The sequence below is a fragment of the Anoxybacillus kestanbolensis genome (genome assembly GCF_001996285.1).
GTDB classification, from domain to species: Bacteria; Bacillota; Bacilli; order Bacillales; family Anoxybacillaceae; genus Anoxybacillus; species Anoxybacillus kestanbolensis_A.
In genome coordinates this window covers 771,591-791,241 of record NZ_MQAD01000005.1, presented here as the reverse complement: position 1 = coordinate 791,241, position 19,651 = coordinate 771,591, and the positions used below count along the sequence as shown (strand labels likewise).

General features: G+C 39.5%; 32 protein-coding genes, 1 pseudogene and 1 CRISPR repeat array (1 of these 34 running past the window's edge). Of the genes and pseudogenes, 29 read left to right on the top strand and 4 right to left on the bottom strand.

Annotated elements, in window-relative coordinates:
* A CRISPR array of direct repeats spans positions 1-1,755; the repeat unit is 30 nt; unit sequence GTTTGTATCGTACCTATGAGGAATTGAAAC (it extends 250 nt beyond the left edge of the window).
* 328 nt (positions 1,756-2,083) lie between these two features.
* The 3 genes from tnpB to BO219_RS14765 all read left to right on the top strand — a co-directional run bounded on the left by tnpB (position 2,084) and on the right by BO219_RS14765 (position 4,194).
* Positions 2,084-3,208: an IS200/IS605 family element RNA-guided endonuclease TnpB gene (gene tnpB, locus BO219_RS06555; RefSeq protein WP_077428900.1), complete on the top strand. Its 1,125-nt coding sequence runs from the start codon at positions 2,084-2,086 to the stop codon at positions 3,206-3,208.
* A gap of 227 nt (positions 3,209-3,435) precedes the next feature.
* Positions 3,436-3,666, top strand: a complete 231-nt coding sequence (locus tag BO219_RS14770) for a hypothetical protein (protein WP_226373771.1) — start codon at positions 3,436-3,438, stop codon at positions 3,664-3,666.
* Positions 3,667-3,783: 117 nt separating this feature from the next.
* Positions 3,784-4,194 carry a hypothetical protein gene (locus BO219_RS14765; protein ID WP_226373770.1) on the top strand — a complete coding sequence of 137 codons (411 nt, stop codon included), beginning with the start codon at positions 3,784-3,786 and terminating at the stop codon, positions 4,192-4,194.
* Between the two features lie 36 nt (positions 4,195-4,230).
* Here the strand turns inward: BO219_RS14765 and BO219_RS06545 are convergent.
* The 4 genes and pseudogenes from BO219_RS06545 to BO219_RS06530 all read right to left on the bottom strand — a co-directional run.
* A pseudogene (locus BO219_RS06545) lies at positions 4,231-4,617 on the bottom strand (sigma-70 family RNA polymerase sigma factor); the annotation flags it as partial.
* 28 nt (positions 4,618-4,645) lie between these two features.
* Entirely contained in the window at positions 4,646-5,143 is a 498-nt protein-coding gene (locus tag BO219_RS06540; RefSeq protein WP_077428897.1) for an ImmA/IrrE family metallo-endopeptidase, read from the bottom strand.
* 96 nt (positions 5,144-5,239) lie between these two features.
* Positions 5,240-5,932 carry a restriction endonuclease gene (locus BO219_RS06535; RefSeq protein WP_077428895.1) on the bottom strand — a complete coding sequence of 231 codons (693 nt, stop codon included), beginning with the start codon at positions 5,930-5,932 and terminating at the stop codon, positions 5,240-5,242.
* The gene (locus BO219_RS06530) at positions 5,925-6,281 is read right to left on the bottom strand and encodes a helix-turn-helix domain-containing protein (protein ID WP_077428893.1); all 357 of its coding nucleotides are present in this window, start codon (positions 6,279-6,281) and stop codon (positions 5,925-5,927) included. Before BO219_RS06530 ends, BO219_RS06535 begins: the two co-directional genes overlap by 8 nt.
* Before the next feature lie 160 nt (positions 6,282-6,441).
* Here BO219_RS06530 and BO219_RS06525 point away from each other — a divergent pair, with 160 nt between their 5' ends.
* The 26 genes from BO219_RS06525 (at position 6,442) to BO219_RS06415 (ending at position 19,342) form a co-directional block, all read left to right on the top strand.
* On the top strand, positions 6,442-6,666 hold the full coding sequence (locus BO219_RS06525) for a helix-turn-helix transcriptional regulator (RefSeq protein WP_043967617.1): 225 nt from the start codon (positions 6,442-6,444) through the stop codon (positions 6,664-6,666).
* An 8-nt stretch (positions 6,667-6,674) separates the two neighbouring features.
* Positions 6,675-6,914, top strand: a complete 240-nt coding sequence (locus BO219_RS06520) for a hypothetical protein (protein WP_077428891.1) — start codon at positions 6,675-6,677, stop codon at positions 6,912-6,914.
* 21 nt (positions 6,915-6,935) lie between these two features.
* Positions 6,936-7,193, top strand: coding sequence for a hypothetical protein (locus BO219_RS06515; RefSeq protein ID WP_077428889.1), 258 nt, complete (start codon positions 6,936-6,938; stop codon positions 7,191-7,193).
* A 17-nt stretch (positions 7,194-7,210) separates the two neighbouring features.
* Complete coding sequence (locus BO219_RS15025; protein WP_268915858.1) at positions 7,211-7,339, top strand: hypothetical protein; 129 nt, start codon at positions 7,211-7,213, stop codon at positions 7,337-7,339.
* Between the two features lie 141 nt (positions 7,340-7,480).
* Positions 7,481-7,699 carry a hypothetical protein gene (locus tag BO219_RS06510; RefSeq protein WP_226373769.1) on the top strand — a complete coding sequence of 73 codons (219 nt, stop codon included), beginning with the start codon at positions 7,481-7,483 and terminating at the stop codon, positions 7,697-7,699.
* 9 nt (positions 7,700-7,708) lie between these two features.
* Positions 7,709-10,006: a phage/plasmid primase, P4 family gene (locus BO219_RS06505; protein ID WP_077428887.1), complete on the top strand. Its 2,298-nt coding sequence runs from the start codon at positions 7,709-7,711 to the stop codon at positions 10,004-10,006.
* A 117-nt stretch (positions 10,007-10,123) separates the two neighbouring features.
* The gene (locus tag BO219_RS06500) at positions 10,124-10,546 is read left to right on the top strand and encodes a hypothetical protein (protein ID WP_077428886.1); all 423 of its coding nucleotides are present in this window, start codon (positions 10,124-10,126) and stop codon (positions 10,544-10,546) included.
* 174 nt (positions 10,547-10,720) lie between these two features.
* Complete coding sequence (locus BO219_RS06490) at positions 10,721-10,903, top strand: Fur-regulated basic protein FbpA (RefSeq protein WP_077428882.1); 183 nt, start codon at positions 10,721-10,723, stop codon at positions 10,901-10,903.
* A 115-nt stretch (positions 10,904-11,018) separates the two neighbouring features.
* On the top strand, positions 11,019-11,354 hold the full coding sequence (locus BO219_RS06485; protein ID WP_077428881.1) for a hypothetical protein: 336 nt from the start codon (positions 11,019-11,021) through the stop codon (positions 11,352-11,354).
* Between the two features lie 146 nt (positions 11,355-11,500).
* A complete protein-coding gene (locus tag BO219_RS06480) occupies positions 11,501-11,794 on the top strand; it encodes a hypothetical protein (RefSeq protein WP_077428879.1) in 294 nt (97 codons plus the stop codon).
* Positions 11,795-11,997: 203 nt separating this feature from the next.
* Positions 11,998-12,210: a hypothetical protein gene (locus BO219_RS06475; RefSeq protein WP_077428877.1), complete on the top strand. Its 213-nt coding sequence runs from the start codon at positions 11,998-12,000 to the stop codon at positions 12,208-12,210.
* 132 nt (positions 12,211-12,342) lie between these two features.
* Positions 12,343-12,489, top strand: coding sequence for a hypothetical protein (locus BO219_RS14660; RefSeq protein ID WP_198936658.1), 147 nt, complete (start codon positions 12,343-12,345; stop codon positions 12,487-12,489).
* Between the two features lie 2 nt (positions 12,490-12,491).
* Positions 12,492-12,650, top strand: coding sequence for a hypothetical protein (locus BO219_RS14760; RefSeq protein WP_012574467.1), 159 nt, complete (start codon positions 12,492-12,494; stop codon positions 12,648-12,650).
* Positions 12,651-12,654: 4 nt separating this feature from the next.
* Positions 12,655-12,873, top strand: coding sequence for a hypothetical protein (locus BO219_RS06465; protein WP_077428875.1), 219 nt, complete (start codon positions 12,655-12,657; stop codon positions 12,871-12,873).
* A gap of 61 nt (positions 12,874-12,934) precedes the next feature.
* Positions 12,935-13,126 (top strand): hypothetical protein, encoded by a 192-nt coding sequence (locus tag BO219_RS06460; protein ID WP_077428873.1) that lies wholly within the window; start codon positions 12,935-12,937, stop codon positions 13,124-13,126.
* A 59-nt stretch (positions 13,127-13,185) separates the two neighbouring features.
* Positions 13,186-14,304: a hypothetical protein gene (locus BO219_RS06455; RefSeq protein WP_077428871.1), complete on the top strand. Its 1,119-nt coding sequence runs from the start codon at positions 13,186-13,188 to the stop codon at positions 14,302-14,304.
* Between the two features lie 18 nt (positions 14,305-14,322).
* Entirely contained in the window at positions 14,323-16,074 is a 1,752-nt protein-coding gene (locus tag BO219_RS06450) for a fibronectin type III domain-containing protein (RefSeq protein ID WP_077428869.1), read from the top strand.
* Between the two features lie 160 nt (positions 16,075-16,234).
* The gene (locus BO219_RS06445; protein WP_077428947.1) at positions 16,235-16,702 is read left to right on the top strand and encodes a hypothetical protein; all 468 of its coding nucleotides are present in this window, start codon (positions 16,235-16,237) and stop codon (positions 16,700-16,702) included.
* Entirely contained in the window at positions 16,702-16,983 is a 282-nt protein-coding gene (locus tag BO219_RS06440) for a hypothetical protein (RefSeq protein WP_077428867.1), read from the top strand. The genes BO219_RS06445 and BO219_RS06440 overlap by 1 nt, the downstream gene beginning before the upstream one ends.
* Positions 16,977-17,111, top strand: coding sequence for a hypothetical protein (locus tag BO219_RS15020; RefSeq protein WP_268915860.1), 135 nt, complete (start codon positions 16,977-16,979; stop codon positions 17,109-17,111). The genes BO219_RS06440 and BO219_RS15020 overlap by 7 nt, the downstream gene beginning before the upstream one ends.
* Complete coding sequence (locus BO219_RS06435) at positions 17,111-17,515, top strand: hypothetical protein (protein WP_077428865.1); 405 nt, start codon at positions 17,111-17,113, stop codon at positions 17,513-17,515. The genes BO219_RS15020 and BO219_RS06435 overlap by 1 nt, the downstream gene beginning before the upstream one ends.
* Positions 17,515-17,667 (top strand): hypothetical protein, encoded by a 153-nt coding sequence (locus tag BO219_RS14655; RefSeq protein WP_198936657.1) that lies wholly within the window; start codon positions 17,515-17,517, stop codon positions 17,665-17,667. The genes BO219_RS06435 and BO219_RS14655 overlap by 1 nt, the downstream gene beginning before the upstream one ends.
* Before the next feature lie 6 nt (positions 17,668-17,673).
* Positions 17,674-18,027, top strand: a complete 354-nt coding sequence (locus tag BO219_RS06430) for a hypothetical protein (RefSeq protein WP_077428863.1) — start codon at positions 17,674-17,676, stop codon at positions 18,025-18,027.
* Positions 18,027-18,683: an ATPase gene (locus tag BO219_RS06425; RefSeq protein ID WP_077428861.1), complete on the top strand. Its 657-nt coding sequence runs from the start codon at positions 18,027-18,029 to the stop codon at positions 18,681-18,683. The genes BO219_RS06430 and BO219_RS06425 overlap by 1 nt, the downstream gene beginning before the upstream one ends.
* Positions 18,652-18,999, top strand: coding sequence for a hypothetical protein (locus BO219_RS06420; protein WP_035021146.1), 348 nt, complete (start codon positions 18,652-18,654; stop codon positions 18,997-18,999). The genes BO219_RS06425 and BO219_RS06420 overlap by 32 nt, the downstream gene beginning before the upstream one ends.
* The gene (locus BO219_RS06415; RefSeq protein WP_077428859.1) at positions 18,986-19,342 is read left to right on the top strand and encodes a hypothetical protein; all 357 of its coding nucleotides are present in this window, start codon (positions 18,986-18,988) and stop codon (positions 19,340-19,342) included. The genes BO219_RS06420 and BO219_RS06415 overlap by 14 nt, the downstream gene beginning before the upstream one ends.
* Positions 19,343-19,651 lie beyond the last annotated feature (309 nt).

The following is a 19,651-nucleotide window of genomic DNA, read 5'->3' as shown; positions in this document are numbered from 1 at the left end:
AATCCTGATGGTTCAACGTTTGTATCGTACCTATGAGGAATTGAAACTGATTTCGCTTTTGAAGTCTGTGAAAAATCCGTCAACGGTTTGTATCGTACCTATGAGGAATTGAAACTGCTACTCACAAAAGCGAGGTGATGACGATGCACATTGTGTTTGTATCGTACCTATGAGGAATTGAAACTGCTACTCACAAAAGCGAGGTGATGACGATGCACATTGGTTTGTATCGTACCTATGAGGAATTGAAACTACAATTGTACAACAAAACCAACCAACAGGATTAGGCGGTTTGTATCGTACCTATGAGGAATTGAAACCATGAATTATCACGCGGAATCTTCTCTCATGTATCAAAGTTTGTATCGTACCTATGAGGAATTGAAACTACCGATTCCGATTCTTTTTCAATCATATTCGCCTGCGTTTGTATCGTACCTATGAGGAATTGAAACACAAGCTTGTACCCTTGCAGCTGATACTTTCTGACTTTGTTTGTATCGTACCTATGAGGAATTGAAACAGTAAAGCATCATCGGTGATGGGACTCAAATTGTTAGAGGTTTGTATCGTACCTATGAGGAATTGAAACCAGCGCGTCAGAACTTGTTGAAAAGTATGGACAGCCAGCTGGCGTTTGTATCGTACCTATGAGGAATTGAAACTTCTACCATACTTAACACCCTTTCTTGTTTGTTTGTGTTTGTATCGTACCTATGAGGAATTGAAACTATCGTTTGGCAAAGTTATACAACGTTGATATTTCGGTTTGTATCGTACCTATGAGGAATTGAAACTTGACGGCGATACCGTTTCACTTGAGACAGGACGCGGGTTTGTATCGTACCTATGAGGAATTGAAACAGTCAGGAGCGTTCACAAATGCAATACGAGCCAACTCGTTTGTATCGTACCTATGAGGAATTGAAACTCTCATCATGAAACTGTATACCGACAACGCGATACTTTCGTTTGTATCGTACCTATGAGGAATTGAAACCTGATATGCTTCCGAGATACGCTTTTCTAAGTCGCAGTTTGTATCGTACCTATGAGGAATTGAAACACCCTCTTCATAGACTCATGATACAAACGTATAACACGTTTGTATCGTACCTATGAGGAATTGAAACAATCGTTCGTCCGGTGTGATATCATCAAATTTTTTTCGAGTTTGTATCGTACCTATGAGGAATTGAAACATGCAATTGTAGCGCTTACGCAATACGTTGCGGTGATATGGTTTGTATCGTACCTATGAGGAATTGAAACAACATCAAATCCAATCGTAATGTAAAGCGAAGGAAAGCAAAATAAGTTTGTATCGTACCTATGAGGAATTGAAACAGACAGAACGTCCAATTTCTTTCTTTTTCGTTTTCATGCGTTTGTATCGTACCTATGAGGAATTGAAACCATAGATTCCATTATTAACCAAAATTAAACGCTCGTCAGTTTGTATCGTACCTATGAGGAATTGAAACCGGAAAGAAGCACACCGACGAGGCAACGCAGAAAATTTCGTTTGTATCGTACCTATGAGGAATTGAAACTCAACCCCACAGTCTATCTAAAAAATCATCAGTTGCGAGTTTGTATCGTACCTATGAGGAATTGAAACCCGTTAAACACAAGCTGATCACCGCCTGGAAGAGGCGGGTTTGTATCGTACCTATGAGGAATTGAAACCGTCGTAGAGAAAGTGATTCAGACCGCGGACGGGGAGTTTGTATCGTACCTATGAGGAATTGAAACATGGGTATAGATGAAAAGCGTAACTAGAACTTTATCTTAGTTAGTTGAGAATATTCCTACCTCAAGGAACGTGAAGAGGATTGCCCGGCAAGTAGGTGGGAAATGAATCGTTTTCGGATAGGGGGAGCTACTTTTCATCTCGATTTTTTGACTGTTCGGAAGTCATTTGTAGTAGGTGAAAAATCGTATGGGTACGCGTACCCTCTCTGTTTCTGTTTTGTATTTTAAAAGTGTTTTTGGAAAGCGTAAAACAACAGTTTGTTTTTGCATCGTCCTATCTCAATATTGTTCATTAAATTATGGTATACCATGACAGAAGGTGAAAGTCATGATCGTATATAAAGCGTATCGGTTTCGTATCTACCCAAATCAGAAACAAAAAATACTGATAAATAAAACGTTCGGATGCGCACGCTTTGTGTTTAATCATTTTCTTGCCAAATGGAACAACGCATACAAAGAAACAGGAAAAGGACTTTCTTATCAGTCTTGTTCTGCACAATTGACCAAGTTGAAAAAAGAATACACTTGGCTAAAAGAAGTGGACAGTATCGCACTTCAAACCTCGTTGAAACATTTGTCGGATGCTTACACACGCTTTTTCCAAAAACAAAACGACAGACCTCGCTTTAAGTCAAAAAAGAACAAGGTACAATCTTATACAACAAAGTACACGAACGGAAATATTGCGATTGTAGGTAACAAAATCAAACTTCCGAAACTAGGGTTCGTTCGTTTTGCCAAAAGTCGTGAAGTCGAAGGACGTATCTTATCCACGACCATTCGACGTAATCCAAGCGGAAAATATTTTGTATCTATTCTTGCAGAAACAGATGTGCAACCACTCCCTAAAACACATACAACTGTTGGTATCGACATGGGACTAAAGCACTTTGCTATTCTCTCAGACGGCACCAAGTACGCTAATCCGATATTCTTTCGGAAGCTTGAAGAAAAATTAGCAAAAGCACAACGTATCCTCTCTAGGCGCCAAAGGGGGAGTTCCAATTGGCATAAACAGCGTATGAAGGTCGCTCGTATTCATGAGAGTATCGTGAATGCCAGAAACGACTATTTGCATAAAATCTCCACCGAAATCGTCAAAAACCACGACATCATCGGGATGGAAGATTTGTCAGTCAGCAACATGCTCAAAAACGACAAACTAGCCAAGGCGATTAGCGAAGCGTCATGGGCAACGTTCGAAGCGATGATCGCGTACAAAGCCAAATGGTATGGGAAACAATTGATTGTGGTGGCGAAAAACTTCCCATCCAGTCAGTTATGTTCCTGCTGCGGATATCAAAACAAGGATGTGAAACATCTTGCTTTACGTGAGTGGGAATGTCCAAGTTGTCACACTCATCATGACCGAGATGTAAATGCAAGTATAAATATTAAAAACGAAGCCGTTCGGCTTCTAACCGCAGGAACTGCGGGGCTAGCCTACTAAATAACTGAAGGATGCTTCGGTGTTCGTAGGAATCTCCCGCTTTAAACCAACCACAAGGTTATTAAGCGGTGAGTAGTTCAACTGAACGTAGTGGGATGTAAAGTCGATACTCTCGCATAGATAGGTTTTATTTGGATAAAACCTCCCCCTTTTCACCTACTTTTCACCATCGACTTGTACACTTACGGTATAGGGTACATGATATGTGAAAGGTAGGGGAGTATATGTTGAAGAAAAACATTGTAAAAATAATATTAGACGTATCGATGGCGATTACGTTTGTGTTGTTAATGAATCCGCGGGTGTTTAATGGCTTACTGTTTCATGAAGTGGCAGGGTTAGTGATTGGTGTCGCTGTGCTTGTGCATATTGGATTAAACTATCAATGGGTTGTCCATACGGTGAAAAAATATTCGATCGTTCGCTTTCGAGGAAAACGGGATTTAGTTTTTTGCTAAGTGTATTATTGCTTCTTTCGATGACGGGGATTATTGTGACAGGTATTCTGATTTCGAAAGTTGTGTTTCCCACATCTTCTTAGTGGCGAAAATCATGCGTTGCGGGAGATACATGATGTGTTTGCGAAATTGACGCTTTTGCTTGTTGGGGTGCATATCGCATTGCATTGGCAATGGATTATGGGCGTGTTTCGGAAAATGTTGAAAACAAAAGAAGGAAATTGGAACAAAAAGGCGATTGTGACTTCTGTCCTTATTCTTGCGTTATTTATAGGAAGTATGCAGTGGCTAGCAACCAATGTAAAGCCTAATGAGGCGTTTAAGCCGAAGTTTGAGCAAAAAGTAGCACAAGCGAGCGAAACATTTCCACCACCCGGAAAATTTCGTGAAAGACCACATGAAGAACATCATGGAACCAGCCATCCGTTGCTTGTTATTTTGGGACACTTCACATTTTGGACAGTTGTGATTGTTCCAGTTTACTACATCGAAAAACGAATGCGTCATAAACGACAAGTTCGTGTATAAAAACAGGTGTCCTGGGTTGGCAGGACACCTGTTTTATTATGATTCTTTTTTCCCTTTCTCGTGTTTATAACATTCGTGATATAGCTTCATTAACGCCCGTTTTTCAATGCGTGAAACGTAGCTGCGGGAGATGCCGAGTTCTTTTGCGATTTCACGCTGGGTGCGTTCCGGTTGCATGTTTAGGCCGAAGCGGCTAATAATCACTTGGCGTTCGCGGTCGTCCAGTACATGTAAATGTTGGGCGATGTTTTCGAGCTCGTTATTTTTTTCAATCATATCACTAATATCTTCGTCTTCAGATTTTAATACATCTAACAAACTAATTTCATTTCCATCGCGATCTTGCCCGATCGGGTCGTGAAGGGAAACGTCTTTTCTCGTCTTTTTTAGCGAACGTAAATGCATAAGTATTTCGATTCTAATGTCAATAGTACGCGGTAATAAATAACAATCACAAACAAGAAGCCTCTAGTTTTGTACTGAGCACTTTATTTTCAATGTAATCCATCCGCCTTTCACAAATTTCAGCTGGCACACGGAACGTTTCCTGCATTTCATATACGATGAAGTCGCGTTTTTGTGAAAAATCGATATATGTAAGCATATGATAAGGGATCGCAGCGAATAACGTAAATCGCTTTGTTTGTGATTCTTGAAAGTATCTGAATGAGTCCGCCATTTTCGACTGGTCGCCCACATGTAAGAATAAATGCCCGATTTCATGAAAAAATACTTCTCTACGCTTGAGTGAGTCTAAATCGTGATGAAGCGCTACAATTTTCAAGTCGTCGCAGTATTCCGCAAACGATCCGAATTTTGATTCGAGAAGCAAAATATCGAATTTCCTTGCGATATACTCTTCATCGAGCTGAGAAGGATAGATGATCCCGTTTTGCTGATATGCTTCCGAGATACGCTTTTCTAAGTCGCAAGGCTTATATAAGTACATTCTACCTCATCCCCCACAAGTTTTTTTCTTTAATTATACAAACATATGTTCTTATTTACAAGAAAAAGAAAAATCCCTAAGCTTGACCAAGGGATTTTATTTTTTCGCAGCTGACACCTGTCGTTTTGCTTCTCGTTCTTTCCAAGCTACAATCTTGTTCTCAACAAATTCAATTGCAAAACAGTCGATATGATGTGTATCAGCTTCGGCAAGTGCGGCATTGGTATATGTTGTAGTAGCAATAAACCACCCTTTTATGCAACGATGATTACGTTTTGCCCCAACTAATTCGCGAATCTCTTTAACTGTAATTTGTCTTCCTGAATTTATATAGTGTTTGCATTGTACAGCGATTTTAAATTTTTCTTTCTTGTCTGTAAGAATTAAGTCAACCCCCTTGTCTTGTGCAGGAGGGGTGATTTCTGGATTGTAGCCCATTGCTTTGAAATATAAATAACAAAGCCGTTCAAATTCATAACCGTTTAGATCGCGTAACGGTAGAGAAATGATTTCATCATCCGATCGGACACCATATTTCTTTTTGTTCCCATTTAATGAGTTCTTAGCTGTTGATTTCTTTGTTGAAGCACTTTTCCGAGGAGTGTTTTTCTTTGGAGATTTTTTAGCTGGAAGCATTCTTTCAACTAAGGCAGGGATGACGATTATTCCAAACAATAACGTTCCCAAAAAAGCATATACGTTAGCGAACTTAGAATAGTTCAGCAGGATTACAGCGAGAAACGCGAATCCCACTAAACCAGCAATAAGTTGCCTCTCTTTTTTACCCATTTTTTTTCTCCTTTTCTTGTCGTGCTTTCCACTTAATGAATTCAATATGCTTCTTAATTTCCTCGATCTCTTGTTCTGTCAATCCGTCCATGTCGAAAAAGAAAAGGTTTCTACCTTCTTTACTATCGATAGTTTCATGTGGATTATCAGTCCGACCATAAAGATAATCTATTGACACTCCGAAAAAATCAGCGAATTTAGCTATTAATTCGATGTCTGGTGTTCTTGATCCGTTTTCATATCCTGAAATTGTTGATTCGGCAAGCGAAAAAATCTTTCCAAATTCTTTTTGACTAAGTTTTTTTTGTGAGCGCAATTTTCTTAATCGTTCTCCAAATTTTTGATTCATGACAATCCCCCTATCATTTCAAAAAATATTATACCTTTGCAAAACGCAAACAAAAATATTTTTTAAAAAACTTTACAAAACGCGTTGACACTTTGCGTTTTGTGAAGTAATATAATAATTGAACAACGCAATACGCAAAGTAAAATTGGAGGTGAAAGTAATGAACTTGCTAAAAGAAGCCAGAATTGCGGCTGGTTTAAGCATTGAAAAAGCCGCAGAGAAACTCAATATTTCGGCTGGATATCTTTCGCAAATTGAAAATGGACATCGACATGTGAGCGCAGAACGCGCAGAACAGATTGCAAAACTGTACAAAAAGCGTAAAGATGAAATTTTTTTACCTTCTCGCTACGCAGTACGCGAAGTTTCATCTAATCCAGCTTGAAAAAGAAGGTGATCTTTTTGCGAAAATTCAAACGGGTATGGAACAGCCCAAACGGAAAGTATCGCGTTGTCGGTATACAGTTTGACGATGAGATAACGGCAACGATTTTCGTTCAAGTGCAAGGGCGGAAAACATCGTTGACGTATAACATGCGCACAAAAGAAAAGCTTCCAAAATACGTTGTTGATGCGTGTGAATTAATCAAACAAGAACTTACATTTCTTTGTAATCATTGTAAATCAAATTAAATATCGAAAGAAGGTGTCGAAATGCTCAAAAAAGGGTTTTATCTCGATGAAATCGACAAGAAAAATAAAGCTTTATTGTGTATTGATTACATGCTTGAAGCGATTTTTAACAAAGATTATGAAACGGCAGAGATCGAAGCGAAAGAATTTTTAGCAGTGATTGAAATGCTTAAAGAAATTGAAGCTAAAAAAAAGCGTCGTGCAGATCTTGAGCAATTAGTTAGCGAGATGCAGAAACGAGGAATAAAGATAGATTTTGCAACGAAAGTACATGCCTAGTAGGGGAGGGATTGGGGGTGAAAATCACCGTTGTAAAAGGACCGTTGTTCAATCAATTAGAAAAAGAAGTGTATGCCTATTTAGCAAAAGTCCTTCCAGAACAATATCAAAGAGCGAAGGAAAGCGACAATGAAAAAGCGTCATAAAAAAAGCAGCAAGTGCGGCAACACTTACTGCAAGGCACAGAAAAAACATTCTTACTGAAAATATAACACGTTTCGCGATATTTTTCCATATTCGGCTCTCTCTTTTGGGAGCCGCGCAATCAAAAAAGGGCGGTGTTTTTAATGAAAAAAGCAAAAACAAAAGAAAATCCGATGGAAAAATACGTTCCTGCGGTCATGCGTTGGATTGAAAATACGTTTGATATGAGTGCAATTCAAGTCGAAGATTTTTCCGTTTTCCCAGCTGGAAAGCTCATTCGCGATGAAAACGGGCATACGATGGTTGTTTTCTATGACATTTTTACAGAGCAAGTCAAATACACATTCCCAACTGGAAAGTGAGGAACGAAAATGCAAGCAGCGATCGACCTACAATCAGGACTTGAACGGCTTTTTCCATCCGCGAAAAAGCCGTTGAAAATCATTCGTCTAGTCGGCTATTCGCGTATGAATACGGAAAACGATCCGAACAAAGCGTATAGCGTAGCAAAACGACCGTGCATGAAAGGCTGGCAAGATCTAAATCGTCCAGGCATGACAGAAGGTGAGATTCGTTCCTGGCTGCGGCAAAAAGGATGGACAGGGCTTGTCATTCCAGACGGATATGACGTGATTGACATCGACGAACAGACAGAAGGGGAGCTGATTTTTAAGGCACTTTTGCGCGAAGGATATAAATTTCACGCGATTCGAACAATACGAGGATTTCAATTTTTCTTTCGTTCGATCGGAAAAATCAAAGGACAAGATGCGACAGTGCTTATGGCTGGCGGTTTCGTCGGTGACTATCGTCTTTCCGGGCGCGGTCAAGTAGTTCTTCCAAGCGAAAATACAGGCGGACGCGAGTGGGTACATATTGCAGATGGGGAACTTTCGCCGATGCCGATCTATTTCGAACGATTGAAAAAAATTGATAAAGCGCAACGACCGTTTCCGATCCCGATGCACGAGGGGGGACGCAACAACGCGATGTACGCGCATTGTTGCCGGCTCGTTGAATTTGGCTACACACAAGAGCAAGTGCACGAGATAGCTAGTTTCCTAAATCGATATTTTTTCCTTCCTCCGTTAGACCAGCGAGAGTTTTCAAACACGCTAAATAGTGCTCTCAAGCATGAGCCAAGTGGAACAAACTATTCTTCTCCGCCACCGATGACTTTCCCAGCACGAAAAGAAGGAGAGTCGAAAAAGTTCAACTTGACCGAAATGGGGAATGCCGAACGTCTTGTTGCTCGAAACGGTCAAAACCTGCGTTATTGTGTGGAGTTTGAGGAGTGGCTCATATGGGACGGAAAGACGTGGATTGAGGATAAAAAGAAACAAATTGAACGGATCGCGATTCGCACATTTCGCGAAATGTACGCCGAAGCAGCAAAAGAGGAAAACAACGATGCGCGAAACGAACTGCTGAAATGGGCAAAGGCGAGTGAAAAAAGTTCTGTATTCATAAATTCCATTGCTAGGGCGGAAGCGATGTTACCAATCAGTCAGGAGGAGTTGAACATGGACAAATTTTTATTGAATTGCGCAAATGGAGTGGTCAATTTACGGACAGGTGAGCTGTTGCCACATGATCGCAAATACATGATGACGAAAAACACACATATTCCATACGATCCAAATGCAAAATGTCCGACGTGGATTGCATTTTTAGAATCCATCTTTCGTGATGGTGACGATGTAAAGCAAGACATTATTAACTTCCTGCAAAAAGCGATAGGATACGCTCTTACAGGCGATATAAGCGAACAAGTGGTGTTTTTTCTATGGGGAACAGGGAGAAACGGAAAATCAACGTTTATTAATACCGTTAAGGCTTTACTTGGCGATTATGCGAAGCAAACAAACTCGAATACATTTACAGCGAAAATGAATGATTCGGGGATAAATAACGATATTGCACGTTTGCACGGTTCACGTTTCGTGTCGGCTGTCGAAAGCGAGGACGGCCAACGGCTCAGCGAATCGCTCATTAAACAATTAACCGGCGGTGAGCCGATCACAGCTCGCTTTTTGCGGAAAGAATTTTTCGAGTTTGTGCCGGAATTCAAGATTTTCTTTACAACGAATCACAAGCCGATTATCAAGGGCGATGACGAAGGAATTTGGCGACGCATTCGTCTTGTTCCGTTCACCTATACGATTCCAAAGGAACAAGTGGACAAGCATCTTCCAGAAAAATTGATGAACGAACTTCCTGGTATATTGCGCTGGGCAGTCGAGGGATGCTTGAAATGGCAAAAAGAAGGCTTAGGAGAGCCAGATGAAATCAAGAACGCAACGGATGAATACAAAGACGAAATGGATCTTCTCAGCAATTTCTTGAACGATTGCTGCGTGATCCATCCAGGCGCGAAAGTGCAATTGAACGAGTTGTATAAAGAATATATCGACTGGTGTGAAGAAAACAGCGAAATTGCGATGAAAAAGCAAAAGTTTTCGGCGCGTTTAGTGCTGCGAGGATTCGAAAAACGAAAATCCACCGGAAACAAAACATTCTTTTTCGGCATCGGTCTTTCAAACGAAAGTTACAAAGTTACCACTAGTTACTCAAATTCGGGTAAATCGCCTATAGGCGATACATTTACGGAAATACAGAAAAATAAGTCACTTAAGGTAACTAGTAACTTTGTTGAGGAAGAAATTTAGTTACTTAGTTACCATGAGTTACTCATTTCTAGGTAAATCTTATATATAGCGATATATAGGAAAATACCATATTTTAAGTAACTTGAAGTAACTAGGTAACTTATAAGGAGGCTCTATATGTTATATAAAATTTTTTGTGAAATAGATAATCTAAATATTCAAATAAAAATAAAAAACAAAAAACTAAGTTTGATATATGAAGAAGGCACATTGCCAATGGATTTAAAACAACAAATCAAGCAGCATAAACAACAGCTAAAAAAACGCTTGGAAGAGAATGAAATGGCGCGTGCAAAAGGTTTTCTCATCTATCGCTACGGCGAACTGTACGAGTATCGCTATGGATTGGGCGCGTATTTGTTCATCGAACGCGAAGGAGATCTTGCGATTGCATGGCGTGCGAACTACATGCCGGAGGAAAAACAACCATACAAAATAAAAATGCTTGCTGAGCGTGTTCCATTTGAAAAAGCGTTCCATGAGGCAGCCAGTTTCATTGACTGGCTGCAACGGCAAAAAAGAGGTGTAAAAGGTGCTTAAAAAAATGATTATGCCGGCGAGTTTCATGTTAATTTGCATAATGTTAGCAATGTATTCGGTAACAATTGTGAAGAATGAAATGGATCAGGTAATGATTATGAGTACTTTGTTTGGATACGGAGCAGGCTACTTTGTTTGTGCGTTGGGTAAAGAGCTAGAAAAGAGGGATGACAAATGACAAAAACATTCAAGTCTTATTTACGTGAAGCCATTGAGAACGTGAAAGATAAACGAATTGAGCAGCTCATTCAAATGGGACGCGTAAAGATGGAAGATGGTCGGCAACTTTATGAGCTAACGATATCTGAACTAGAACATGAATACAGATGTATGAAAGAAAAGAAGGTGTTTTTTTGATATATCGTTTCTTTTGCGATAAATGTGGCTTTGAAGTTTGGAGTATAAAAGTTATTGCGAAGTTGAAATGTCCATGCGGCTTTTATGTGCTTTGTGAGGAAAAGGAGGACTGAAAATGCGACTGGACATATACACTTGTTCAACGTGCGGCGAAGGTTTTTCGGTTGAAGAGGACAAGCAACCTATCACTTGTCCTCTTTGTGAATCGAAATTATTTGAATTTTCTAATACAATCATCGGATCGAAAATCGAACTTGATTATGCTGATATGGAGTTGTTCGAAGCATATCTACAAGATTTCTTACGTGATGTTAGAGGTATTGAAAAAATCGAAAGTGTTTTTACTGAAATATTGGATGAAATTTTCATTGAAAAGTCAAAAGAGTATGCAAAGAACCCTGCGAATAGGGGGGCATGCTGCAAATGGCCAGATGATGACCTTCCGTTTTAGAAAATAAAACAAGGGGAGAGAATTGTGAGAAATACATTGAAAAACACAATAAAAGAAATCATAGAATCGATGGTGCTTTCTATAATTTTTGCGTTTTTAACAGGAGCATTTTTGTACTTTTTAACTTCCAAATAGGGGGAGATGAGATGTATCTTTCGCAAGTGAAATCAAATGGAAAGCAATATATATATTTATGTTCATACGTTGGAACACAGGAATATTCAACAAGAAAAGAAAAACGTATATATTCTTTTGGGGAAACAAAAAAAGCTTTGATAAAAATGAAACGCTGGAAAAGAAAATTCAACGAGTTTCCGAATGAATTGCTTAACCTTGGATGTGGCATGGAAGACTTGGAAGAATGGATTAGAACAATAGAAACAGGTATAACGAAAACGGGAAGAATTTTCAAAACGAACGTAAAACGTGCTTCGTTTTAAAGATGTTTATAACATCTACAAATTTTCACGGCACATATAGCCGAATGACATAATACATCTGAAAAATATCGCTTACATGTTTTAGAGAACTGAAATCGAGTGAAGAAAAATTCACTCGATTTTTGTCGTTATATGACCAAATTTTTTTGGTGATATGAAAAGGACAAAATTATCTGTACATTTGAATTGTGGAGGTGATATTCATGGATGAAACAGAACTTCAAAACGAAAATACTTCCAATGGCGATATACAAGGTGTTCAACAGTATGTCGACTTACGATCGCATACGACAATTGAAACGCCAGAGGGAAACATTCATATCATTCATGAAATCACACTCGGTGACATTGTTATTTCTGTTTTGATCGCTGCAACACTCATTTTCATGTTTTTAGAACGCATGATGAGGAGGTAGAACAATGTATTCCCTTGTCTTTGCAACGCCAAAGGACATTCTTGCGACATACCTCGTCATCATGGCATCCTGTATCGCATCATTTCCGATCGTAATGTTTCTCATATCTACTGTAAAAGGTGTGAAGAAGCGATGGTGACGACTGGGACACTCGCAGCATACGCTTTCAAAGTCGTCTTTGGAAATGCAGATGTGATGACAGGTATCGCCACATGGACAATATTTTTGACGCTTTTGTTTCTGTCTATCGCCATATATAAAGAAACGAGGAGGGAGTAATAATGTCGAGCATCGGGAACGTTTTTGACTGGGCGTTTTTCTGGGGTGTATTCGGGTTTTTATTAAAAACAGTCGCTCCCTTCATCATGCTGATTATAGCTATTGTGGCGGTAGGAATGCTTTTACACGGTGTGATCGTAGCGATCAGATCGAGGTCGTGATATCATGCCAGAATTTCAAACATTTTTCACACCAGCACGACTAAATGAGTTTTGGTATTACGTCAAGTGGCTGCTCTTTTACGTTGCGCCAGCCATTATGATCGTTGCAGCAGCTGGAGCATTGTCTATGTTTATTGCGATGATAAAAAAATCATTTGCAAATACAAAGAAAATTGACGAAAACGATCAAAACGGCGAAGATTACGAAATTCGACGTTACTAAGTTTTCAACTAGCATTTGCTAGTGGAATATAAAAAATTTTAATTTTAAGGAGGAATTATACATGCCTGCTTTAGGAGCTGCTATTGATTTATCAGGTCTTTCTTTACCTTTTACGGTGGCAGATGTGATTGGAAGTGTGAACTCTTTACTTGGTTGGGTGGGACCATTCGTACTCTTGGCAATCGCATTAGGTTTTGCACCAAAAATTATTGCTTTTATCAAATCAATTTTCGGTCGCGCTGCATCGCGATAAGCAAGAAAAAAGGAGGAGCGATCCTCCTTTTTCCATAGAAAGGGCGTGTCGTATTTTAGATGTTTAAGAAAATCAACATCATACTTTGTTTCTTGCTCCTTGTATCATTTTCCAAGCCTTTTTTTGCTTCAGCAGCAGGGGAGTTTCAAGTAATTGAAGTTTACGATCCGCAAAACTTAATCAGTACGCCGTTACATTATAACCCGAATTATCATGGTATGGATGCTGTTCTTGTTTACTTTAGAGGAACAAGTATAAAAAAGCTTTGGGTATCTGACTACGCCGATTCTTCGTTCAGCACACCATTGAATCCGAAAACAAGGACGGCGGCAGACTACGGATGGAGCTATTTTAATGGATTTTATTTTGCATGCAACAGATACTATAAAGCTGAATTTTTTGGGGCGACGGACAACTTACTTATTCGCATTAAAATTCATGTGACGGGATTAGTAAATCCCTCGTGTGATTCATCATCATATGGGAATTACGACGACATGGGGGGAAGTGATTCAAATACCTGTAATGCTTGTGACCTTTTCTCGTGTCCAGGGTGGGATCAATACCTAGGAAAACTAACAGAAATAAAAAATGCAATTCCACCAGCACCAAACTGGAACCAGGTGGCGACCGTTTTTCGTGATACAATCGTTCCTCAACTTGTATCCGATATAGGGACGCTTCTAGGGCCAGCACCAAGTGTACCGAACGAACCTGCGGAACTATCTGACTTGGACACACGAGGAATAGGAAATAAAGTTCCGAGTATGCCTGATCCAGGGCTTGATACGTCGGGATTCACCAAGGGAAGAATTGAAAGCGAAGCACCTGTCATTGAGGAGCGTCCTGATCCAACAGGAGGATGGGATATTTCAGATCCACTTGATACACTTCCTGACTTTCCAAGCATGCCAATCCCAGGCGAAACCGATCCAAAAGGTTGGGATGCAGGAAAACCAAAAGAAACGGAAACACAATTGCCAATTCCAAAAGAACAAGAAGGAACACCGGACACAGGTAATGCACCAACGCCAAGCCAAAACAACGACACACCGCCAAGCCCAGGCGACAATGGCGGCAACGCGCCAATACCGCAAGACGACGGTATACAAGGCTCAAAATACTACAAAAAACACCCTGATGATCCAGATGGGAGTGGGGCTGATGCAACCTTGTAGACTGAAAGGAGGCTATTTATGAAGAGGATTTTACCTTTTATTGCTTTTATTGTAAGTTTTATTTTCTTATTTACACCTTTTTCAAGAGACGTTTTTGCTTTTAATGGTGGATTATTAAATAATAAAACTATTTATTTTGGAGCATATGTTGGACATAAATACAGCCGAATTAGTACGGTTACAGATAATGAACTAAGTACTTATCAAGATATATTTGAATTTAACAACTATAATACGATATGGCATCAGTTCTCAATTCCTACAAAAATTGGTTCTTTTTATCTAAAATCTTCTACAAGACTGAATTTAGTTTTATATAGTTCCAATATGACCAAATTATATGAAAGAACTCACGTATCTTCTGATGATATTCAGTTTCTTGATTCTTTAGTTGATAATGTTTCCTACGTTGCATTAATAAACACAGGCACTGGTGGCGGTCGCGTTTATGAATTTGATGTTTTTTCAAATGCATTAGTTGATACTATGCCACCTTCTAACGTTAATTCGTTAGTTGCTAGTAGTATCAAAAGTACTTCTTTTAGTGTTGATTGGTCTAACCCATCCGATACAGATTTCGATGGAACTAAGATTTATTTAAATAATATTTTAGTAACCACTTTAGATAAAACAAAAACATCTTATACATTTAATGGTTTAAATCCTAATACAACATATACAGTTAAAGTTACTTCATTTGACACAAGCCAAAATGAGTCAAGTGGAGTAACTTTAACAGTCAAAACTCTACCACCACCCGATGTTACAAACTTAGAATTATTTCCATCGACTTATTCTATCTTAGCTCAATGGATAAATCCTACAGATTCAGGATTTATAGGAAATGACATTTATTTAGATGGAAACTTTATCACTTCTTTAGATAAAGACGCAACGTCATATAACTTTACTAATCTAAACCCAAACACTTCATACGCTGTAAAAGTTGTTTCTAAATTCATCGATGGGTACTCATCGACAGGACAGACAGCAACTGCAAAGACAACAATTCCAGTAGAAGATGTCGCTGACCTGCAAGCCGATGCAAAATACGACCGGGTGAAATTATCATGGACACCGCCGAACAGCGAGTTTTTCTCTCACGTGAAAATCTATCGTAAAAATGTCGAACAACAATCGTTCTGGGATCAGCTTTTTGGCACGACATCTGTTTCCGCCGAAACCCCATCAGACGGTTATACGCCGATGTTTGAAACGAACGGCACATATTGGACGGACTTGACTGTTACGCCGGAAACGACGTATTCATACAAGGTTACGTCGGTCAATATTGAAGGGGACGAGTCGCAAGGGGTAACGGTTGAAACAACAACGCCGTCCGAGCCTGTTCCAGTCTTATCTGGCGTGGCGACAACGCAAAACGAAAACGGTGACTATGTCGTTACATGGGCGAGTCCGACAAAAGGGATAGTGAAAGTGCTGATTGCCGGTAAAGAATACGCCCAAGTAGATGCAGCAACAAAACAAATCGTAATAAAAAAAGAAGATATGAAAACAGACTTTTTTGGAGCATATGCTGCGACACTTATTCCTATTGGTGAATATGGAACGAAAGGACAAGCTGTTACTGTTCCTAGTCTGGGTGAAAAAATTGACTTTCCTTTAAGTTTTCAAGATTTTATGGAAACAGTAGTGAGTATTCTAGCATGGGTAGCTCCATTTATCGTTTTATCGCTTGTGTTCATTTTTTGGCGACCAATTTTCAATTTTATTAAAAAAGCAATTAGTGAAAGGCGTGTGAAACAATGAATTTTAGTATATTGCAAGCCGTATTGGAAATAGTTTTTCAACGCTATATGGTATATCTCACGCCTATTTTGTTTCTTTTTACCGTTTTTTTGTTTTCTGATCGTCTTGTCGCGTTTTTATACGACGCTTTCAAACGTAGTAGGTGGTAGCAATGAATTACATGTATATGTTTGTTTTAGGTGGGATTTTGACCGACGCATTTGGAAGGCTCTTTGATGTCATATGGGGCGGTATAAAGTGGATCGGTCGGTTGTTGAAAAAGCTGTTTCAAGGGCTTGTTGACTTGTTTGTCGGTTTTTTTGAAGTGATCTATGCGTTAATTGACGGTTTGTTGTATTTTCTCTACAAAATTGGCGTGCTGGCGGTCAAGTTGTTTTTACTATTTTTTGAGCTGGCAAAAATGATTGTCTCCCTGTTTGTCGGTTTTGCTCGAACACTTGCCAGTCTAGTGTATATCCCTCGTAGTGGAAGTGGAAATGGCTATTCTGAAATGCTTGGAAAAATTTTTACCGCAATGCAGCCACTTAAACTCGAGCCGATCGCGTATATATTGCTATTTATCCTTTGGATGTTTACCGCAGTCGCCGCAATTAAGTTGCTATCGTCTATTCGGATAGGAGGGGAATAATGGGGATCAAGGAACAAATTCGCAGTTTTATTGACAAAATTTTTAACCCTCCTATAACGTTTCTTGATATGGGCATTGAGAAACTCCAAGCAGTTGGACGATTAACCGCGCAAGGTTTGAATATAGGCAAGTATCTGTCGGTATTCGGCGACATGCCGACCGCATGGCAGCTTGTCATTTCATCGGCGCTGATGTCAGTGGTTATTCTCGGATCTTTGCTTATTTTCCGTTCTGTTATGCGGCTCTATTATTCTTTGAAAGAAGGTGTGAAATGGTGGTAGATGCGTTTTTCTATATGTTTACGCTAGGCGCTGGAGCAGCTTCCGGAGTTGGCGTTGTCGCTTTTTTCGGTTGGAAGGTTGTTCAGTTTTCAAATAGAAAGAAAAAACAAAGAAAGGCGGTCATCTGATGGCATTCTTCAAACGAAAAGAAAAAGATGAGTTTTTCCCGGAAACGAACGATATTCTCATTGTGTTCGACGACGAACAAAAAACAAGCGACATACAACGCATCGATGAAATTCGCGACAATGCGATATATGTCATCGGAAAGTATTGCGTGCCGATGCACGATTGCGAGGTAACGACAGGAATTGAAGGACGACATTTTTTCTATCGCGCGCCGTCGCGTTCTGTCCAGGAAACAAAACGATTGGCCGAACTTGAAAAAAGCATCGTGCTTCGTCAAATCACTACATACCGCGCGCCGGAGACGCAAAGTCAAATGGATATCACAAAAATTCTTCTATTCGGACTTGTCTTCTTTGCATTCATTGTGATGGGAATTTCAAGCTGTTCCGGAGGTGGATCGTGATGCAAAATCAAATAGCCTTTCTCATTTTTGAATTGAAAGGAATGATAGACACAATCGAAGAAATGGCGAGCATAGATGATCAATGGAATTATCCTTGCATCGAGCGTCTTCAAAAGAAGGTCAATGAGCTTGTCGAACTTGTAAAGGAGTGATCGCATATGCAAGGAACAAGCAATGCCGAAAAGCTACAAAGCGTCATTTCTGATGATTTGTTTCCGCAGGTGCAGCACATATCGGACGTAAAACAAGTACTTGAAGAAATGACGACAAAAGCGCAGGAACTGCAAGAATGGCAAATTAAAGCGATTTTGTTACTTGAAAGTCTTTCGAAGAATGAATACTTGCACGGAAAAACCGATCCGTATCGCGAAATTATCAATTTCATTATGCAAGGCAAGGTTCTTGTCGCTGATCCGCAATATTATATCGACACGATTGAAGCGCTTATTCCGAAACCGCCAAAACCGGTCATTGTCGCGCCGAATGGCGTTGAGAAGGGAGGAAAACGGTAGTGGCACATCATTTCTTCATACAAGGTCCGTTAGGGGCTGGAAAAACGTTGATGATGTCGATTTTAGCTCACCATTGGCGTGAAAAAGTGCGTGCGCGTGGCGGTGATATTCAACTATTTTCAAATTACGGTTTAAAAGATTCGACTCCTCTTGAACATTATACAGATTGGTACAAAGTAGCTGAAGCACAGGGGAGCATATGCTGCTGGGACGAAGCGCAAATGGCGTTTTCTAACCGGAAATGGTCGAAATACGGCGCGACGATCGCAACAGAAGTCATGATGTTTACACGCAAAATGAAAAGTGTGCAAATATACTGTTCGCCAAGCATAAACAACGTGGATAGCCGCATTCGGCAAATTGTTGAAGTGCTTATCAACGTTCGGAAAATTGGCGATCGAGGTTTTGCAATTCATTTCACCGATTATCAAACAGGTGAGTTCATGCACAAACAGTTCCTTCCGATGTGGAAGGCAAAGAAAATTTTCAAACTTGGCTTATATGACACAGACACGATGGTACTAGGTTTTCCTCTCCCGTCAACGGAACGAGAAGGAAATGAGTTTTTCCAAACACTTGAGGAAATACACGACAAAGCGCGTAAAACAGTTAGGAGGGCTGCCCATGAACTACTCACTGGTGCCGCAGCATTATAAAGATAAAGATCCGCGTACATTGTTGTATCATTTTCCGTCCATTCCAGTCGTGAAATTCGCGAAAATCACGCAGAAATTCTATTTTTTCAAACAACTTGAAATCGCGCAGGACATTGTCAACCGAATGGGGTATATTTTGCTTCCGTCTGTATGTATGCATTGGGAACGAGTGAAACAATTTGCAGATCGACGAATAAAAATCGGTAGAAACTCATTTTTTATGATGAAAATTGAAGAACTTACAGAAAAGGAAAAAGAAAAGCTGAACGAATACGTATCTGAATTGCGAGGAGGAGAAAAATATGCAACTAACTAATGATGAATTAGCTATGCTCATTTTGCATATGAGTATTATGCGGAAAGAAATAAAAAAAGCGCTAAAGCGCAATTACGGATTTTTAGAAGGAAAGAAAAAAATGAATGTTTATGATTCGATTTTAGACAAAATTACATCGTTTAACGAAAAGAAAACATCACATGATATTTCGCTAGATGACGATGAATTGGGCATGTTGCATGCATTTTTATCCTCATATACGGTCGAGATTGAACGGCAGGCTCAAAAAGAAAAAATGAATGTGTCAAGTAGCGAGGTATTTCAATTATTAAATGATATTTTATGCAAAGTTGAGGGAATGCAAATTGCAAAAATGCATTGACGAGCTAATAAAAGAATACTATCGCAAACGATATATACTTTCTGAAGCAAAACGGAATGGAAATAAGTTTCTCGCATATATTTACGCGCAAGAGATTGAAGAAATTAAACGCATTTGTTTTGAAAAATATAAAATCATCATCGATTAGGAACAGATAGCATGCTTGTACATGTTATCTGTTTTTTTCATTTGTACAACCAGTTGTTGCATATCTTCAAACAAAGGGAGGTATGCGCGATGAATGTACGGGTTATAAAGGGAAAGCATACTGACAACAATATTCAAGCCTGCTATCATTATTTATTGAAG

What these genes read in the sequence shown, in the direction of transcription:
- BO219_RS06430 (WP_077428863.1), top strand. Translation starts at nt 17,674, where the DNA reads ATGCAAGGAACAAGCAATGCCGAAAAGCTACAAAGCGTCATTTCTGAT.
- BO219_RS06500 (WP_077428886.1), top strand. Translation starts at nt 10,124, where the DNA reads ATGTTATATAAAATTTTTTGTGAAATAGATAATCTAAATATTCAAATA.
- BO219_RS06535 (WP_077428895.1), bottom strand. Translation starts at nt 5,932, where the DNA reads ATGGGTAAAAAAGAGAGGCAACTTATTGCTGGTTTAGTGGGATTCGCG.
- BO219_RS06435 (WP_077428865.1), top strand. Translation starts at nt 17,111, where the DNA reads ATGGCATTCTTCAAACGAAAAGAAAAAGATGAGTTTTTCCCGGAAACG.
- BO219_RS06475 (WP_077428877.1), top strand. Translation starts at nt 11,998, where the DNA reads ATGGATGAAACAGAACTTCAAAACGAAAATACTTCCAATGGCGATATA.
- BO219_RS06420 (WP_035021146.1), top strand. Translation starts at nt 18,652, where the DNA reads ATGAACTACTCACTGGTGCCGCAGCATTATAAAGATAAAGATCCGCGT.
- BO219_RS14660 (WP_198936658.1), top strand. Translation starts at nt 12,343, where the DNA reads ATGGTGACGACTGGGACACTCGCAGCATACGCTTTCAAAGTCGTCTTT.
- BO219_RS06485 (WP_077428881.1), top strand. Translation starts at nt 11,019, where the DNA reads ATGCGACTGGACATATACACTTGTTCAACGTGCGGCGAAGGTTTTTCG.
- BO219_RS06490 (WP_077428882.1), top strand. Translation starts at nt 10,721, where the DNA reads ATGACAAAAACATTCAAGTCTTATTTACGTGAAGCCATTGAGAACGTG.
- BO219_RS14760 (WP_012574467.1), top strand. Translation starts at nt 12,492, where the DNA reads ATGTCGAGCATCGGGAACGTTTTTGACTGGGCGTTTTTCTGGGGTGTA.
- BO219_RS06525 (WP_043967617.1), top strand. Translation starts at nt 6,442, where the DNA reads ATGAACTTGCTAAAAGAAGCCAGAATTGCGGCTGGTTTAAGCATTGAA.
- BO219_RS06450 (WP_077428869.1), top strand. Translation starts at nt 14,323, where the DNA reads ATGAAGAGGATTTTACCTTTTATTGCTTTTATTGTAAGTTTTATTTTC.
- tnpB (WP_077428900.1), top strand. Translation starts at nt 2,084, where the DNA reads ATGATCGTATATAAAGCGTATCGGTTTCGTATCTACCCAAATCAGAAA.
- BO219_RS06510 (WP_226373769.1), top strand. Translation starts at nt 7,481, where the DNA reads ATGAAAAAAGCAAAAACAAAAGAAAATCCGATGGAAAAATACGTTCCT.
- BO219_RS14655 (WP_198936657.1), top strand. Translation starts at nt 17,515, where the DNA reads ATGCAAAATCAAATAGCCTTTCTCATTTTTGAATTGAAAGGAATGATA.
- BO219_RS06460 (WP_077428873.1), top strand. Translation starts at nt 12,935, where the DNA reads ATGCCTGCTTTAGGAGCTGCTATTGATTTATCAGGTCTTTCTTTACCT.
- BO219_RS06465 (WP_077428875.1), top strand. Translation starts at nt 12,655, where the DNA reads ATGCCAGAATTTCAAACATTTTTCACACCAGCACGACTAAATGAGTTT.
- BO219_RS06540 (WP_077428897.1), bottom strand. Translation starts at nt 5,143, where the DNA reads ATGTACTTATATAAGCCTTGCGACTTAGAAAAGCGTATCTCGGAAGCA.
- BO219_RS06480 (WP_077428879.1), top strand. Translation starts at nt 11,501, where the DNA reads ATGTATCTTTCGCAAGTGAAATCAAATGGAAAGCAATATATATATTTA.
- BO219_RS06530 (WP_077428893.1), bottom strand. Translation starts at nt 6,281, where the DNA reads ATGAATCAAAAATTTGGAGAACGATTAAGAAAATTGCGCTCACAAAAA.
- BO219_RS06515 (WP_077428889.1), top strand. Translation starts at nt 6,936, where the DNA reads ATGCTCAAAAAAGGGTTTTATCTCGATGAAATCGACAAGAAAAATAAA.
- BO219_RS06505 (WP_077428887.1), top strand. Translation starts at nt 7,709, where the DNA reads ATGCAAGCAGCGATCGACCTACAATCAGGACTTGAACGGCTTTTTCCA.
- BO219_RS06440 (WP_077428867.1), top strand. Translation starts at nt 16,702, where the DNA reads ATGGGGATCAAGGAACAAATTCGCAGTTTTATTGACAAAATTTTTAAC.
- BO219_RS06415 (WP_077428859.1), top strand. Translation starts at nt 18,986, where the DNA reads ATGCAACTAACTAATGATGAATTAGCTATGCTCATTTTGCATATGAGT.
- BO219_RS06455 (WP_077428871.1), top strand. Translation starts at nt 13,186, where the DNA reads ATGTTTAAGAAAATCAACATCATACTTTGTTTCTTGCTCCTTGTATCA.
- BO219_RS06445 (WP_077428947.1), top strand. Translation starts at nt 16,235, where the DNA reads ATGTATATGTTTGTTTTAGGTGGGATTTTGACCGACGCATTTGGAAGG.